We start from the raw sequence: 15942 nt of genomic DNA, 5'->3' as shown, positions 1-15942 counted from the left end.
AAGAACAGACGGCGAAAGGGGTGATCCATTACGCGGATACGCTTTTTATTTTCACCCCAAGCTCCACCATCGATGAGTGGCTGAACCAATCAGTTGCTGATGATGCTCACGCCTCGCCGAACTGCTCCACCGAAGCCACCTGCTGCGCGACTCGCCTGAGCGCCAGCAGCAGCGGTTCGACCAGCACCGACCCCAGCACGACATACCTGACCGCGGCCTCAGCCGACTCGGTGGGCACACCGGCAATCTCAGCATCCGCAATCGCCCGCATACTCTCGAGGTACACCGGCAGCACGCCCTTCGCCAGATCGAAGCCAGCGCGCTCCAGCCCCTGCAGCGCGCGGGCGACGTCGTGCAGGACCGCGTCGTCGCACATCCCGGGCTTCCACCCGAGGCCTACGACGATGTCCCGCGTCGAGGTCAGATCAAGCGATTCGTCGGCCGGTGGCGTGATCGCGGCATGCGCAGCACCCAGCAGTTCGTGCGGGTTCTCCGGCGGGTTGTTCAGCGCGTCCAGCACCTGCCGGGTCTCCGCGATACTCACGCCGGACTCGATCAGCGCGCGGATGACGCGCAGCCGCTGCACGTGCACCTCGCCATACGCGGCCTGAGTCGGCGCACTACGCTCCCCCTCAGGCAGCAGCCGCTCGCGCAGGTAGTACTTGATCGTCGGCACCGGTACACCCGTCTGCGCCGACAGCTCCGAAATTCTCATAGCCACCTCTTGACATCGATAGTACAGCTATCCATTATGGATAGTGTCGCTATCTAATTAGGAGGATGCTGTGTCGAAGGTCGTCAAGGGTCGCATGACCCACCACCACGAGGGCGAGCTCGTCGTCTTCCACATCGGAATGCAGATCAATCGCTGGTGGCGTCCCGATCTGTGGATACCGGCATTCTTCGCCATGCCCCGGATGCTGCGCGAGCTGTCGGTCGACGAGGAATCAGGCCTGCTCGGCTTCCAACTGATGTTCGGCAGCGACGGCCCCTACGTCACGCAGTACTGGTCATCCATCGACAAGCTCTACGCCTACGCATCCGCACCCTCACAAGAGCATCGCCCGGCCTGGACCGCCTTCAACAAAGCCGCCCGCAAAGCACCGGGCGCGGTCGGAATCTGGCACGAGACCTTCCTCGTCGAACGCGCCGAGAGCATGTACGTGTCGACCAAGCAGATGGGCCTTGCGAAGGCCACCGAGCTCGTCGAAGTCAGTGGGCGCCACAACCGGGCACAGGCGCGATTCGCCGAGGGGCGGACGCCGGCATCGCGTAACGCCTAGCGCCCGGCAACGCGCCCTTGGGTTCCAACGGTGCTCGCAACACCCTGATCTTCAGCAGATCGACACGACTCAGTCTGTGACGATACGGCGCAGCGCCTCGCGTGCACCGAGGTCGCGGATGAGCCCGACGGCCTCAACATAGGCGGCGACGAACCGCGCGTCATCAGCGAGGTCCCCGAAGAACTCGCGCTCCTCGAGGAAAGCCCCCGGCCGCGTCCGGTCACGCCGCGCGGCGGCCATCACCCGCTCCCGCGTCTGATCCACGACGTCGATCGGTGCACCGTTCTCGTCGACACCCTCGGCGTAGCGGGCCCAGCTGGCGACGATCGCCGCGCACCGGCGGACGTCACCGCCCGCCGCCAGCTGCTCGCGGATGACCGGCACGAGCCACGTGGGGATCCGGTCGCTGCTGTCGGCGCACAGCCGTGCGAGCGTGTCGCGCACGTCGGGGTTCGCGTAGCGTTGGATGAGCGACGCCTTGTACGCCGTGAGGTCGACACCGGGGACGGGTGGCAGCGTCGGCGTCGCCTCCTGATCCATGTAATCGACGAGCAGGCGCCGGATCGCGGGATCGGCCACGGCCTCGTGTGCGTACGTGTAGCCGAAGAGGTGCCCGAAATAGCACATGGCCTGGTGCGTGCAGTTGAGCAGACGCAGCTTCATGAGTTCGTACGGGATGACGTCGTCGACCATCTGCACGCCGACGTCTTCGTACCGCGGCCGCCCCGTGGGGAACCGGTCCTCCAACACCCACTGCTCCCACGGCTCCGCGACGACCGGCCAGGCGTCGTCCACACCGAAGCGGTCGTACAGCTCGACGATGTCCGCGGGCGACGTGACCGGGGTGATCCTGTCGACCATCGAACTCGGAAAGGCGACCTCCGCGGCGATCCACTCGGCGAGTTCCGCATCGCGCAGAGCCGCGAAGGCGGTGAACGCGCCCCGCGCGACTTCACCGTTGCCGGGGATGTTGTCGCACGACATGACCGTGAACGGGGCGACACCCCGCTCACGGCGCACGCGCAGCGCCTCGACGACGAGACCGAAGACCGTGCGCGGCTGCCCCGGAGTGGATAGGTCGTCCTGGATGCCCGGGCCCTGCGCGTCGAACTCTCCCGTCGCGCGGTGCACGTTGTACCCGCCTTCTGTGACCGTCAGTGACACGATGCGCACCGCCGGATCGGCGAGCCGCTCGACCGCGCCCGCCCTGCCGTCCGGCACGAACACGTAGTCGACGATCGACCCGATCACGCGGGCGTCGCGCACGCCGCCCGCACTCTTGAGCACGAGCGTGTAGAGCCCATCCTGGGCGGCGAGCAGATCGCGCATCCTCGCGTCGTGCTCCAGCATCCCCACGCCGCAGATACCCCACTCACTAGCCTCGCCGCGGTTCAGCAGACGGTCGAGATACATCGCCTGATGCGAGCGGTGGAAGCCACCGACGCCGATATGTACGATGCCGACCCCGACGTCCTCCCGTCGATACGACGGTCTCGCGACATCCTCCGGCAGCGTATCTAGCCCCGCCGCGTTCACGGCGATCGCCAAGATTGCCTCGTTCTCCTCATGGGACCGATCGGCATCCACGCCGGCTCAGCCCTTCCCGTTGACGTGGATGAGCACGCGCGCCGGTCGTTCAGCGGACGCCCCTTCGACGGTTACGCGCAACCAGTTGCCGAATCGTGCGACCGCGAGTTCCGCGATCGATGCGTCCGATGCCAGCGCGACGGCATCCCCGCGGCGGATCCAGTTGATCCCGTCCGGTGAGACCTCGACGGCCAAACGCAGGTCGGGATGCTCGCCCTCCACCTGCAGGAACACGACAGCCTCCGACGCCCACCCGGCCTCATAGGGCTGCGTCGCGTAATCGTCGGCGATCACGATTCTCCTGGCGAGAACCGATGTGTTGTTCTGCTGCATTCTCCGTGTCCTCTCAGTTCGCGGCTGCAACCGCTTCGACGTTGTCGAAATCCACGATCGCGCCGCTGGCGATCAGCTCGGCCCTCAGCAAATCGACGTCCATCGTCGACATCGACAGCCCGTGGTTGACGGCGAGCGCTGCCGCCGTCCCCGCCCCCTGCCCCATCGCCATGCACGTCGCCATGACCCGCACCGATCCGAAGCCGGGCCCGTCGGCGCACAGGCAACGCCCGGCGGTCACGAGATTGTCCGACCCGTGCGGGATAAGACTGCGCAAGGGCACGTTATAGGGGTGGTGGAGGATGACGAAGTCATTCTGATCGATGCTGTCGACATGGTGGATGTCGATCGTGTGGGCGCCCTTCGCCACGGTGTCAGGAAACGCCTTCGGATGCATGATGTCGTCCTGCGTCAGCTCGTACAGCCCGACGATGTGGTGTGTCTCGCGCACTCCGGTCTGGATGCCGGACTTCGCCAACCACGCGTCCCGGAACTCCGGGAACTCCCGACGGAGCACCTCGATGAGATCGTGCATCTTCTCGCGCAGGCTCGTCTCAGTGCGCGAGAACCACTCCGGGTCGCTCGCGTCCGTCGGCTCGCGCAATACATTGATGCTTACGAAACCGTCGTGGAAGAACTTGTTGATCCACGGGCCGCCGAACAGCGGCACCTCACCCGCCTCATGCAGTTCGGCGAGCCGGGCGCGGATCGAATCCGACACCGGCAGGATGCCATCCACGGCATCGCCGAACACATACTCGAGCGCGGCGGTGTCCACTCCGCCGAGCTGAAACCACAGCGTCGCGGGCTGCAGCACGTCGCCCTTAGTCGTCGGCAGCCCCGCCGCGCGCACGACGTCGGCGTCACCGGTGCAGTCCACGACCGCCCCACAGGCGTACGCCACCCGTCCCTGTTTGTTCTGCACGATCACGTGACTGACCCGGCCGTCCTCGGCGACGACGTCCGCGAACCAGGTGTGCAGCAGGAGCGTCACTCCGCTCTCGAGGAGCAGGCGCTGCGCGGCGAGCTTGAAGATCTCGTCGTTCACCGGCCAGTTGCCGCTGTCCCGTTCGAGCTCGGCGCCGCCCAGCTCCGCCGCGCGGCACATGAGTTCATACGGGATTCCGCCGATGTGCGCCCGGCCTCCGACACGGAACTCGCTGATGGGGGTGACCAAGGCGCTGGTCGCCATGCCGCCGACGAAGCCGTAGCGCTCGATGAGGAGCGTGCGCGCCCCGCCTCGCGCCGCAGCAACCGCCGCCGTCACGCCGGCCGGCCCTCCCCCGGCGACGATCACATCGAAGGAACCCGCCACGGGTGTCTCGCGCGCGGGCTCCTTGATCGATGGGTGAGGGTCGGAACTCACTCGCACGAGTAGACCACCGAGTCGAGGAACAGGTTCACCGAGCGGTCGGTGTCCGTCTCGACGAAGAAGACGGGGTTGATGAGGTCCTTGATCGACCGGTAGCCCGGCACGAGCGTCGGCTCGAGTCCACGCATGTCGAACACCTGGTCCATGGACTGCAGTTCGACATAGCGGCGCCGCCGCACGTCGACCGTGAGCCGGAAGTAGAGCCAGTTGATCTTGTCCGGGCTCTCGTTGAACAGCAGCTCCTGCTCGCCACCGGGCAGCCACTGGTAGCCGTCTCCTGAGCCGTCCTCGAACCTCCGCCCGTACCACTGGTTGTCAACGCCCGGCACGCACCAACCGTCCTCGACGCCGAAGTTCCAGTCCGTCGGAGTGACCCCGTCAGCGACCCGGTAATACTGCCAGCGCCGCACCGGTTTCCCCCCGAGCGCGTTGACGTACCGCACGCCGGGCATGTAACGGTACTCGGCATCCTGCACGTCGAAGAAGAAACCGATCGCCCTGATGTCGTCTTCGCCGATCCCGAAGCGATCCTGGGATGGCGTGTAGGAGTACCAGGCCTCGATCTGGATGAGATCGGGGTCACCAAAGCGCGAGAGTCGCTTGATCGCGTGCCCCATGCTGCCGGGGCGCGGCGGTTCGGTGTGCGGCCCGCCGGTCGGTGCGGTGGTGAGCTTGAGGGAGTAGGTCCCCTCCATCGAGCCGTGCGAGGCCGCGAAACGCATCGCGGCGGTGCTGAGCTGGTTGGCCGGCCAGCTGGTGAGGTCGACCTCCGATTCGAACGACTCGTAGTTGTCGTAGACGAAGTTCGGGGTGAGGTCCATCCAGCCGTTGTAGCCGGTGTCGAAATCGTCGTAGGTGATCACGCGAGCCAGCGGGTTGAAGCGCTCGAGGCCGCGATCGTAACTGAGGAATTTCTCCATTTTTCCGATCCTGGATGCCGATGCGGGCGAAAAAGTGGAGGGGGCGGACTGGCCGCCCCCTCCACCATTCGTCACTGGGAGAGATACACCGTACGGAAGTCGATGAAGTCGTTCGCCGGGATCTTCAGACCCTGCACGTTCGACGCCATCGCGGCGTTCACCTTGATCTCGAACAGCGGGATCGCCGGGGTATCGGCGCGCATGAGGTCAACCGCCTCCTGGTACAGCTCGAGACGCGCGTCCGGGTCGGTGCTCTGCTGCGCCTGCGTCGTGAGGGCGTCAAAGTCCTCGTTGCAGTAGCCGAGTCGTGCCGCGGTGCAGTTGTACAGGCGGTAGATGGTGTAATCGGCGTCGCCCGTGATGGTCTGGTTCGGCTGGACATCGATGTCCCAGGCATGCGTGCCGTCATCGTTGACCGTACCGAAGGTCTGCACCCAGGTTGCCGAATCCATCGCGCGGGGCTCGACCGTGATCCCCACCTCGCTCCAAGCGGAGATGAACGCCTGCATCATGTTCGCGAAGCCGGCACCGTTCGCGGTGCTGTAGATGGCGTCGACGGTGAATCCGTCCGGGTAGCCCGCTTCGGCCAGAAGCTCCTTGGCGCGCTCAGGGTCGTACTCCACCATGCCGTCGCTCGGTTCGAGGCATCCGAAAGCCGCGATGGGGCAGTATGAGGTCATGACACTCGCGGTGTCGCCGAAGAGCGACTCTTGGATCGTCTTCAGATCGAGCGCCGCCCACATCGCCTCGCGCACGCGCTGGTCCTGCAGGTACTCGTTCATGTTGTCGAACCACAGGAAGTAGTAGTTCAGGCTGCTTTCCTGAGTGAAGACGACATCGTTCATCGCCTCGACCTGCGCGATCTGGTCGTACGGCAAATCGCCGACGACCTGTGCCTCGCCGTTCGATAGGGCCGTGATCTTCCCGTTGACGTCGGTGACCTGCTTCATCGTGAGCGTCTGGAGCTTGGCTTTCTCGCCCCAGTAGTTCTCGTTGCGTTCGAAGCTGAAGTGATCGTTGGCGACGTAGTCAGTGATGACGAAGGGCCCCGTGCCGATGGGCTTGGACCAGTAGTCGGTATCCGCCTGGATCGTCGTGTCGGGGTGCGAGAACTCCGCCTTGCCGACGTAGACGAGTGACATCACACCGAGCAGGGTTCCCGAAGGGCCCGAGGTCGTGATCGTCACGGTGGCATCATCCGTGGCAGCCACCTCGACGATCGGGTCGAGCACGGTCTTGAGCGGCCCTTCCCACGCGATGTAGCGCTCGATCGAGCCCTTCACATCGGCAGCAGTGAGCGGAGTGCCGTCGCTGAACTCGACACCATCGCGCAGATGGAACACGAGCGTCGTGTCATCGACCCATTCCCACGATTCGGCAAGCTTCGGCTGCGGCTTGCTCTCCTCGTCGAGCGAGATCAGGCTCTCCATGGTCTGCGAGATGGCCATTTGCACGCCGATCTCGAGCGGCTGCTGCGAAATATCGGAGCCCGCCCATCCGTAGGCGGGGATGAAGGTGAGGTTCTGCTGGTCGTCGGGCAGTGGTTCCGTGGAGCCAGCAGCGTCGCCGCCTCCACCCGAGCATCCGGTGAGCAGAAGTGCGGCGGCAACCGCGACTGCGGCGACCGATCGCAACCTCGCGTTTAGCGATGTCATTTCTATCTCCTTTGATCGATGAACGTAACTTGGTGCGGCTCACTCGCCCCGGCGGGGCAACGTGAACGTCGAGGCGACGGGGTAGTGATCGCTGGGCGAGATTCCCCGGTCGAAGAACTCCACGACCTCGGCGCTGCGGGGGCGCACGGGGCCTCGGAAGAAGATGTAGTCGATGGTCTTGTGCGGGCTCGCGATCGGCGACTTCGGCGTGCCGACGCTCTCGCGGAACGGGTTCGGAACGACGGGGTGCGTCGGCGGAGCCTGCCGGTTGAGGGCGCTGAACGAATCAAGGTATCCGGCATTGCCAATTACCCAGATCGCCGTCGCGATCGCGTTCGTGTCGGAGGCGAAGAATACCGGCTCGTCCCGCCGGGCGAGACGGGCCAGTTCCTCCACGACACGATGAGCCTGGGGAGTGCGCTGGTTGACTCCCGTCTCCACTTCGATCGCGTTGCCCGAATACGACAGGTGCGCGGTCGTCCACAGGATCGTCCTGTCTTCCCCCACGACCCGCAGCCGCGCCCAGAACAGGCGGGCGTGCGCGTCGTGAATGCCGACGTCCTCCGCGCCGTGCTCGACCTCGACGAACAGCTCGGCGTTCCACCACAGGTTGCTCTGCGATTCCCACCCGGGGAAGTCGTCCTGCACGCGCCGATGACCGGGCATCACCGCATCGAGCAGGTCTCGGGACCACGCGCGCGTCTCCTGCGTGGCGAGCAGGTCGGGTGCGCGCCGTTCATACAGCGCGCGCATCGCATCCACCCGCTCCGCAGCGTGGTGATCGCCCCACAGGTTGTGCGTCTGTGCGATGAAGGTGAGCGGCGCGGTCACGAGATCTCCCTCTGATCGGCAGGACGAGCCTGCGCGATGTCATGGTTGTAGCGCACGACCTCGCTGCGCCCGTCACGCAAGCGGAACGTCGTGACGGAACAGTTGTCTGGGGCGCCGAGCACCATGTGCCCTGGTGAGGGGATACCAAGCATGTGGGCGGCCGCGAGCCGGATGGGGTTACCGCTCGTGAAGATGACCGCGATCCCGTCCCCCTCCCGGCTCTCCAGCACGTCGACGACACGACCGATCGCGGAGACAACGCGTTCGCGCGTCTGGGCGAACGTCTCGCCGCCCACACCGCGGGCAATGTCCGCGCCAGCAGCCACGGCCGTCACGATCTCGGGGTACTTCTCTTCGGCGTCCTCAAGCGTCATTCCTGCCCAGTCGCCGACGTTCATCTCCCGCAGCGCCTCGTCCTCACGCACCGGAACACCGACGCGCTCAACGTACTTCGCGGCCGTGTCGCGCACTCGGGGCAGGTCGCTGGAGAATACGACGTCGGGGTGCGGCACCTCGCGGGAGAAAGCCGCGGCGAACTGCGCGGCCTGCGCGCGCCCGTCCTCAGTAAGGCCCGAGTCCTGCTGACCCTGATAGCGACCCTCGACGTTCCACAGGGACTCCCCGTGGCGCACGAGGTGCACGATCATCTGCCCACTCAAGGGGTCTCCTTCAGCCACGGGCGCGCGACAGGCACCGCCGCGAGGAGCGCCCGCGTGTAAGGATGCTGCGGATCATCGAACAGCCGTTTTGCGGTGCCCTCTTCCACGACGACGCCCTTGTTGAGGACGAGCACGCGGTCGCAGATGTGCTCGATGACCGAGAGGTCGTGCGAGATGAAGAGGTAGGAGAGTCCGAGATCGGCCTGCAGATCCTCGAGCAGGTTGAGCACCTGCGCCTGCACCGATACGTCCAGCGCGCTGACTGCCTCATCGCAGATGATGATCTTGGGACGCAGGGCTAGCGCGCGCGCGATGCCGATGCGCTGGCGCTGACCACCAGAGAACTGGTGCGGATACCGGTCGGAGTAGTCCGGATTGAGACCGACGCGCTCCATGAGCGCCTTCGCCTCGACCGTCCACTGATCACGTGACACGATGCCGGCGTGCACGCGCCACCCCTCGGCGATGAGATCGCGGACCGTCAGCCGCGGGTTCAGCGATGCGTACGGGTCCTGGAAGACCATCTGCATGTCGCGCCGCATGTCCTTCATCTGGCGTAGCGACAGCTGGGCGATGTCATTCCCCTCGAACCGGATGACGCCGGCGGCCGCGGGTACCAGTCCGATCACGGTGCGGGCGATGGTGGACTTGCCCGAACCGGATTCGCCCACCAGGCCGACCGTCTCGCCCGGTCGGATCTCGAAGTTCACGTCCGAGACTGCGACGTTCTCGCCGGTCTTGCGCAGCAGGATTGAGGAGCGCAACGGGTACGACACCTTGAGGTGTTCCACGCTCAGCAGGGGAACGGTCTGCTCAGTCATGCGCGAGCACCTCCTCGGAACGGTGGCAGGCCGCCAGGTGCTCCAGCGCCCATCCCTCCGGCGCACGTAGCGCGGGCACCTGGTTGCGGCAGAGATCGGTAGCGAACGGGCAGCGGGGATGGAACGAGCATCCAGTCGGCAGGGCGAGCAGGTTCGGCGGAGAGCCGGCGATCGGCGTCAACCGTTCGCCGCGCGCCGTGTTGCTGGGAATGGAGTTCAACAGCCCCTGCGTGTACGGATGCGCCGGGTGGTCGTAGACCTCGCGGATGCCGCCGAACTCGACGATCCGGCCGGCATACATGATGGCGGCCCGGTCGGCGACCTCCGCGACGACGCCGAGGTCGTGGCTGATGAGCACCATACCCATCCCTGTCTCCGCCTGCAGATCGGCGAGCAGGTCCATGACCTGCTTCTGCACGGTGACGTCGAGCGCGGTGGTCGGCTCATCGCCGATGAGGAGCTTCGGCTCCAGCGCGATCGCCATCGCGATCATGATGCGCTGGCGCTGACCGCCGGAAAACTGATGGGGGTAGTCGCGGATGCGCGTCTCCGCATCCGGGATGCCGACCCGCTTGAGCAGTGCGAGGGACTTCGCCCACGCCTCCTGTTTGGGAGTGCCTCGGCGGCGGCGGAACAGCTCAGCGATCTGCCACCCGACCCGGTAGACCGGGTTGAGCGAGCTCAGCGGGTCCTGGAAGATCATGGCGATCTCCGTCGCGCACAGCTCGCGCACCCGGCCGACGGGCTCCGCAGCAAGGTCGACGCCGCCGTAGAGGATCCGGCCGCCGACGATCGACCCAGCGGGCTTCGGCAGCAGCGCCATTATGGCCTGCGCAGTGACCGATTTGCCCGACCCTGACTCGCCGAGGATGGCGACGGTCTGCCCGGCGCGGACGTCAAAGCTGACGCCATCCAGCGCCCGCACGACCCCGGCCGAGGTAGAGAATTCGACCTGGAGGTCCTGCACACTCAAGAGCAGTTCATCGGGCCGCGAGGGCGACGGCGTCGCCTCCGGTGCATGTGAGATCGTCATCAGGCGCTCCGCAACTTCGGGTCGAAACGATCGCGCAGGGCGTCGCCCAGGACTCCCGTGGCGAGCACGAGGACGGCGAGCGCGATACCGGGAAGGGTCGAGATCCACCAGGCCGTGCTGAGGTAGGCCGTGCCATTGCTGATCGTCGAGCCCAGGCTCGGGATGCCGAGCGGTACGCCGACACCCAGGAATGACAACGCAGCCTCCAGCAGCACAACGTGGCCGAACTCGACAGTGGCGACGACGAGGATTGGGGCGAGGCATCCGGGCAAAAGCGTACGGAAGATGATGTGCCAGTCGCTCGCGCCCAGGGTGCGGGCAGCCTCGACGTACTCTCGGCTGCGCAGCGTCAGCACCTGACTGCGGGTGACGCGGGCGAACACGACCCAGTTGGTGATCGAGATGACCACGATCACGTTCCACAGGCTCGATCCCAGCACTGAGGCGAGGAGGATCGCGAGGAGGATCGCGGGGAAGGCAAGCTGCACGTCGGCGATGCGCATGAGCACGTTATCGACCCAGCCGCCGAAGTGGCCCGCGATCAGCCCCGTGAGAACACCGGCCACCCCCGCGAAGAGCAGCGAGGAGATGCCGACGGTGAGTGAGACCCTGGCACCCATCATCATCTGGGCAAAGAGGTCCTGGCCGACCTGGTCCGTGCCGAAGATCGCGACCGATCCGTCCGGCAGAGTCGTCCCGGGGGGCTTCAGTCGTAGCAGCACATCCGCGTGCAGCGGGTTGAAATTATAGAGAATCGGGACCACGATCGCGCCGATGATGAACAGGGCGATCACGACGATCGGTATCGCGATGCGTGCGGTGACGCCACGGCGGGCCTTGCGGGCGCGCTGCATCGTCTGCATGGCGATGGTGGGAGGGACACCGGTCATTTCGCGAGCCTCACTCTCGGGTCGAGGAATCCGTAGAGGAGATCGACGAGCAGGTTCACGATCACGAATCCGGCGGCGATGACCACGACGCATGCCTGCACGAGGTTGTAGTCGCGGGCGAGGATCGAAGAGACCAGGAGCCTGCCGACGCCGGGGAAGCTGAACACCGTCTCGGTGACGACCGCGCCACCGAGGAGGGTGCCGAATTCCAGACCCACCAGCGTGACGACAGGGATGAGCGCGTTGCGCGTCGCGTGGGTGAAGATCACCGTGCGCTCCGACAGGCCCTTCGCTCTCGCCGTGGTGACGTAACCCTCACCGACCACCTCCAGCAGACCACTGCGGGTCATGCGTGTGAGAATCGCGATGAAGGGCAGCGATACCGTCACGACGGGGAGTACGAGCGCGGCGGGGCTGCCCAATCCAGAGCTGGGCAAGAGTCGCAGCGTCTGCGAGAACACGAGCATGAGCACCACACCGACCCAGAACCCGGGAAGGGCCTGTGCGAGCAGGCTCCCGGTGGTGATGATGCGGTCAGTCGGCCGGTTGACGCGGATCGCCGCGAGCAGGCCGAGAGGGAAGCTCACGATGACCGCCAGCAGGCAGCCGAGGAACGCGAGTAGCGCCGTATTCGGCAGCACTTGCAGAACGAGTGCCATCGCCGATCCGCCGTGCGTATATGAGTTGCCGAAGTCTCCGCGGAGCGCTCCGCCGAGATAGCCGGCGTACTGCACGAACAGCGGTTGATCCAGCCCCATCCTGACGCGGATCGCGGCGATCTGTTCCGGCGTGGCATCGATTCCAGCGACGAGAACCGCTGGGTCGGACGGCACGAGCCGCACGATGATGAACACCACGGTCACGACACCCCAAAGCACGAAGACGGCGAGTAGCGCCCGTCGAATCGTGTATCCCAGCATGTTCACCTCCGTGGGGGTCCTCTGCGACCCCTGGTTCGGGTTCCGGCTCGTCTTCGATCCACCGGAACGTTATCGCTAATGAACCTCGCGCATCTCAGCCAAATTGTCAACCGCTAGTCAAGATCAGCGCAATTTCAAGGGTTCTCATATGAGCGCGCGTTTGCGCGAGGCTCGGGAGAATGACCTTTGACAGCGGTTCACGATAACGCTAATGTTGCGCTCACATCGCCCCGGCAATGCTGTCGGGGCCCGAAGTCAAGGAGTCACTGGTGACCACCCCCGATGTCGCGAACACCGCAGCAAGCCTGCGGGAAGCGATCCGCAGCAGCGATCTGCGTCTATCGAAATTCAATCCGCTCCCACGGATCCTCACGTTCGATGACTTCAACGAAGGCACCAACGGCTGGGTCGAGCTCGGCGGCAACTACAACGGCCGCGGCGACCTCGATTCGATGGACGAGCACTTCCGCGACATGCGCCCGCCGATGCTGTCCAATCAGAACTTCTTCGATGTGGGCACGCATGGCGGCATGACCGGCACGTACTCGCTCAAGCTCGCCACCCGCGAGGCGCCTGGCCACACGGCCACGGCGATCCGCCGGCTCACTATGAGCGGCCGCGGCTACCTGCAGATCGAGGCGTATCTCGCTTGGAAGGGCGAGGCGAATCTCGGCGGCGGCGAGGAACAGAACACCTACGGCGACATCAGCTGGGATGCAAACTCCCACCCGACCGAGGCTCAGTTCGGCGCATTCACCGTCGCCACCGACCTCGACCACGACGGCATCCGCTACCACAACGTCATGCGATTCCAGAATGCCGATGAGGACGGACGGATCATCCAGAAGTGGATGTACCCGACGGTCGCCGAGCCCACGCCGCACGAGCGGTTCGAGGGCAAGCACGACTACAGCCAGTACACCGACTTCACGGCGCCGAACCCCGACGACTGGACGTACCTCAACGATCAGCGGCAGGAGGCCTGCTACAACGAAGTGCCGACCAAGGTCAACTGGCACTACCTGCGCTTCCTCATCGACACCACAACCCGGTCGAACGTCGAACTGCAGTTCAACAACGACGTCTACGACCTGCGTGATGTGCCGGTACCGCCCTACAAGGAGAAGTACGAGTCGCTGGAGAGCCTGCTCAACTTCTATTTCTCGGTGCGCACCCTTGGCCCTCACCGCAACTTCCTCTACCTCGACTCCGTCGTCATCTCGGCAGATTGGTAAAAAGCAACATGCGTCAATCACAGAGCGCCGTCCTCGAACGCGGCGTCGATCTCGTCGGCTCCCACGCCACCGAGCCCTTCGAGGTGGGCTGGGCGGGCGAGGCCCGTTGGTACGTCCAGTTCCTCCGACCCGCACCGGGGACCGAGGTCGAGTTCCGCGTGCAGATCTCTCCCAACGGCCTTCAGTGGATCGATCACGATCTCATCGTGCCCGTGACATCCGAGGCGGTCGGTCTGCTTTCGATCCCCGTATCGACCTTCGGGCACTGGCTACGGCTGCGCAGCGAGCAGACCTCGGGGGACGACGCGCCGATGCTGCGCATCTACCTCGAGCTCAAGGAGTAGCCGGAACCGAATCATGATGCGCACAACAGACGGGCCGCGGCGGCGAACCCTGCAGGACGTAGCCGACGCCCTCGGCCTCACCGCCAACACCGTCTCGCGCGCGCTCAATGACAAGCCGGGCGTGAGCGCCTTGACACGGTCCCGCATCAAGGTTGAGGCCGAGCGGATCGGGTATGTGCCCAACGTGCATGCCCGATCCCTCGTCCTCGGCTCTCGGCGGACGATCGGCGTGATCCTCACCGACCTCGCCAACCCGTTCTTCAGTGACCTCATGAGTGAGGTCGAAGAGCTCGCAGTCAAGGCCGACTACACGCTCCTCCTGCTGCTGTCGGCCGAAGACCCGGAGCGCGAGCAGATCGCGATCGAGACCGCGCTGCGCTCCGGCGTCGACGGCATCCTCGGCGTCCCAGTGCAGGGACGCGCCAACCCGTGGTCAGCGGTGACAAAGGCTGGCATCCCACTGGTGATCATGGCCCGCGAATTGCTCGACCTCGATGTCGACCTCTACTCCAACGATAACGAGGCCGGCCGCCGGATGAGCGTCGAGGCGGCGATCGAGCGAGGGGCGCGCGACATCGTGCTCGTCGAGGAGGACCTCCACGTATCGACGGTCGCGCATCGACTCGATGCCTTCCACCAGGTGCTCGACGCGCACGGCATCCCGTTCGATCCGAACCGGGTGGTACTCGTCCCCTCCCGCCGCTCTTCGCGCGGTGCTTCCCTCTGGCGCGGGGAAGATGCCTTCCGCATGATCAGCGACTTGCTCGACACCCGGCCGGCGCCCGACGCTTTCCTCGTCGGCAACGATTACTTCGCCCTCGGTCTCTACGCCGCCCTGCGCGAACGAGGACTGCGGGTGCCCGACGACACGCTCGTCGTCGGATGGGGAGACTACCCCTTCTCACGCTTCCTCGACCCACCGCTATCGACCGTGCGATTGCCCGCGATCGAGATCGCGCGACGGGCGACGAAGCGCCTGCTGGCGCTCATCGACGGCTCCGCCGAGCCTGGGCCCATCACCGAGTACTTCGCCCCGGAGCTCGTACTCCGGGGGTCCATGAACCAGTGAAAGTTATGCCGGCACTTACGCCGCAGCGTTGGCCAGGATCTCATCAGCGGCCGCCGCGCTCGTGACCAGGCTCGTCACCAGTGCCCCGGCGGCGAGCGCTCTCAGCGCCTCGGCCCTGCCCGCGGTCGGTACCACCGCCATCACCTCGGGCACTCGACGCAGTTCGTCGAAAGATATGCCGAGCACGCGCTCGGTCGCCGCGGAGGCCACCGGCTGTCCATCGCGGTCGATCGGGATGCCGCACACTTCGGTGACCGCCCCCGCACGTCGGAGTTCGTCGCGCTCATCGTGCGCGAGCGAGTCGTATAGCCCGGAGGCCCCGGGCGCCCATGCGCCGACGGAGACGGCTGCGACATCGAGCCGTGCGTACGCGGACATCGTCAACCGCACACGAGGATCGCGCCTCAGGTCGCGCGCCGAGGATGCGGTGGGCGTCACGAAGGGCGCGTAGAAGACGCGTGAGCGACCGGACGTCTTCTCGGCGATCTGACGCACGAGCTCCACGGGTCCGACACCGTCGAGCTCATCCGAATGCACGCCGCAGAGTTGCACGACCGTGCTCTCACCGAGCGTCTCGATCTCCTCCCCCATCGCGATCAGGGCGAGGCTCGCCGAGATGCCCACGACGGACTCGCGGCCAGCCAGGGCGGTGAACAAGCGCGCGCTCGCCCGGCCGACCGCGCGCCGGACAGACTCGGCATCCGCATCGGTGGAGTCGCCGACCACTACGGCGCGGCGTAGCCCGAGCGCACGGCGCAGCCGCTCCGACCGATCGGCGTCGGCGGCGCTCGGCGTGATCTCGATCCGAACGAGTCCTTTCCGCTTGGCGTCGTCGAGCAGTCGCGCAACCTTGAACCTCGAGATGCCGAACTCGGCGGCGATGTCGAGTTTGGTGGCGTCGTCGAGGTAGTAGCGACGCAGGATCGCCTCGGTCACGCCGTCGTCAGGTACGTTCGCGTTCATCGTCAACCCTCCGCGTGTCTTCGTGTT

The 15942-nt window shown here is 65.7% G+C and carries 17 protein-coding genes; 4 read left to right on the top strand and 13 right to left on the bottom strand.

Annotated features, from left to right (window positions below):
* Nucleotides 1-106 precede the first annotated feature (106 nt).
* Complete coding sequence (locus tag ACSS7Z_RS01150; RefSeq protein ID WP_438252586.1) at nucleotides 107-715, bottom strand: MerR family transcriptional regulator; 609 nt, start codon at nucleotides 713-715, stop codon at nucleotides 107-109.
* Nucleotides 716-785: 70 nt separating this feature from the next.
* Between ACSS7Z_RS01150 and ACSS7Z_RS01145 the strand changes: the two genes are divergently transcribed.
* Entirely contained in the window at nucleotides 786-1283 is a 498-nt protein-coding gene (locus ACSS7Z_RS01145) for a DUF4188 domain-containing protein (protein ID WP_438252585.1), read from the top strand.
* Nucleotides 1284-1352: 69 nt separating this feature from the next.
* Here ACSS7Z_RS01145 and ACSS7Z_RS01140 read toward each other — a convergent pair whose 3' ends face one another.
* The 11 genes from ACSS7Z_RS01140 to ACSS7Z_RS01090 form a co-directional block, all read right to left on the bottom strand.
* The gene (locus ACSS7Z_RS01140) at nucleotides 1353-2831 is read right to left on the bottom strand and encodes a mannitol dehydrogenase family protein (RefSeq protein ID WP_438252584.1); all 1479 of its coding nucleotides are present in this window, start codon (nucleotides 2829-2831) and stop codon (nucleotides 1353-1355) included.
* Nucleotides 2832-2876: 45 nt separating this feature from the next.
* Entirely contained in the window at nucleotides 2877-3203 is a 327-nt protein-coding gene (locus ACSS7Z_RS01135) for a DUF6385 domain-containing protein (protein WP_438252582.1), read from the bottom strand.
* A 13-nt stretch (nucleotides 3204-3216) separates the two neighbouring features.
* The gene (locus ACSS7Z_RS01130) at nucleotides 3217-4569 is read right to left on the bottom strand and encodes an FAD-dependent oxidoreductase (protein ID WP_438252581.1); all 1353 of its coding nucleotides are present in this window, start codon (nucleotides 4567-4569) and stop codon (nucleotides 3217-3219) included.
* Nucleotides 4566-5495 carry a DUF6772 family protein gene (locus ACSS7Z_RS01125; protein ID WP_438252580.1) on the bottom strand — a complete coding sequence of 310 codons (930 nt, stop codon included), beginning with the start codon at nucleotides 5493-5495 and terminating at the stop codon, nucleotides 4566-4568. Before ACSS7Z_RS01125 ends, ACSS7Z_RS01130 begins: the two co-directional genes overlap by 4 nt.
* A gap of 71 nt (nucleotides 5496-5566) precedes the next feature.
* Nucleotides 5567-7150, bottom strand: coding sequence for an ABC transporter substrate-binding protein (locus ACSS7Z_RS01120; RefSeq protein WP_438252579.1), 1584 nt, complete (start codon nucleotides 7148-7150; stop codon nucleotides 5567-5569).
* Nucleotides 7151-7189: 39 nt separating this feature from the next.
* Nucleotides 7190-7981: an endonuclease/exonuclease/phosphatase family protein gene (locus ACSS7Z_RS01115; protein WP_438252578.1), complete on the bottom strand. Its 792-nt coding sequence runs from the start codon at nucleotides 7979-7981 to the stop codon at nucleotides 7190-7192.
* Nucleotides 7978-8640 carry a histidine phosphatase family protein gene (locus ACSS7Z_RS01110; protein WP_438252577.1) on the bottom strand — a complete coding sequence of 221 codons (663 nt, stop codon included), beginning with the start codon at nucleotides 8638-8640 and terminating at the stop codon, nucleotides 7978-7980. Before ACSS7Z_RS01110 ends, ACSS7Z_RS01115 begins: the two co-directional genes overlap by 4 nt.
* The gene (locus ACSS7Z_RS01105; RefSeq protein WP_438252576.1) at nucleotides 8637-9461 is read right to left on the bottom strand and encodes an ABC transporter ATP-binding protein; all 825 of its coding nucleotides are present in this window, start codon (nucleotides 9459-9461) and stop codon (nucleotides 8637-8639) included. The genes ACSS7Z_RS01110 and ACSS7Z_RS01105 overlap by 4 nt, the downstream gene beginning before the upstream one ends.
* Nucleotides 9454-10494, bottom strand: coding sequence for an ABC transporter ATP-binding protein (locus ACSS7Z_RS01100; protein ID WP_438252575.1), 1041 nt, complete (start codon nucleotides 10492-10494; stop codon nucleotides 9454-9456). Before ACSS7Z_RS01100 ends, ACSS7Z_RS01105 begins: the two co-directional genes overlap by 8 nt.
* A complete protein-coding gene (locus tag ACSS7Z_RS01095) occupies nucleotides 10494-11384 on the bottom strand; it encodes an ABC transporter permease (RefSeq protein WP_438252573.1) in 891 nt (296 codons plus the stop codon). The genes ACSS7Z_RS01100 and ACSS7Z_RS01095 overlap by 1 nt, the downstream gene beginning before the upstream one ends.
* The gene (locus ACSS7Z_RS01090) at nucleotides 11381-12304 is read right to left on the bottom strand and encodes an ABC transporter permease (RefSeq protein ID WP_438252572.1); all 924 of its coding nucleotides are present in this window, start codon (nucleotides 12302-12304) and stop codon (nucleotides 11381-11383) included. Before ACSS7Z_RS01090 ends, ACSS7Z_RS01095 begins: the two co-directional genes overlap by 4 nt.
* Nucleotides 12305-12573: 269 nt before the next feature.
* Between ACSS7Z_RS01090 and ACSS7Z_RS01085 the strand changes: the two genes are divergently transcribed.
* The 3 genes from ACSS7Z_RS01085 to ACSS7Z_RS01075 are packed head-to-tail and all read left to right on the top strand — an operon-like array spanning nucleotide 12574 to nucleotide 14952.
* Nucleotides 12574-13539, top strand: coding sequence for a DUF6772 family protein (locus ACSS7Z_RS01085; protein WP_438252571.1), 966 nt, complete (start codon nucleotides 12574-12576; stop codon nucleotides 13537-13539).
* 8 nt (nucleotides 13540-13547) lie between these two features.
* Nucleotides 13548-13883, top strand: a complete 336-nt coding sequence (locus ACSS7Z_RS01080; protein WP_438252570.1) for a hypothetical protein — start codon at nucleotides 13548-13550, stop codon at nucleotides 13881-13883.
* 13 nt (nucleotides 13884-13896) lie between these two features.
* A complete protein-coding gene (locus ACSS7Z_RS01075) occupies nucleotides 13897-14952 on the top strand; it encodes a LacI family DNA-binding transcriptional regulator (RefSeq protein ID WP_438252569.1) in 1056 nt (351 codons plus the stop codon).
* A 15-nt stretch (nucleotides 14953-14967) separates the two neighbouring features.
* On the opposite strand, the gene ACSS7Z_RS01070 is transcribed toward ACSS7Z_RS01075, so the two are convergent.
* Nucleotides 14968-15915, bottom strand: a complete 948-nt coding sequence (locus tag ACSS7Z_RS01070; RefSeq protein ID WP_438252568.1) for a sugar-binding transcriptional regulator — start codon at nucleotides 15913-15915, stop codon at nucleotides 14968-14970.
* Nucleotides 15916-15942 lie beyond the last annotated feature (27 nt).

The sequence above is a fragment of the Microbacterium wangyouchuni genome (genome assembly GCF_051546305.1).
Classification (GTDB): Bacteria; Actinomycetota; Actinomycetes; order Actinomycetales; family Microbacteriaceae; genus Microbacterium.
Note: the sequence above shows the minus strand (reverse complement) of the source record. Positions and strands in the feature narration are given on the sequence as shown.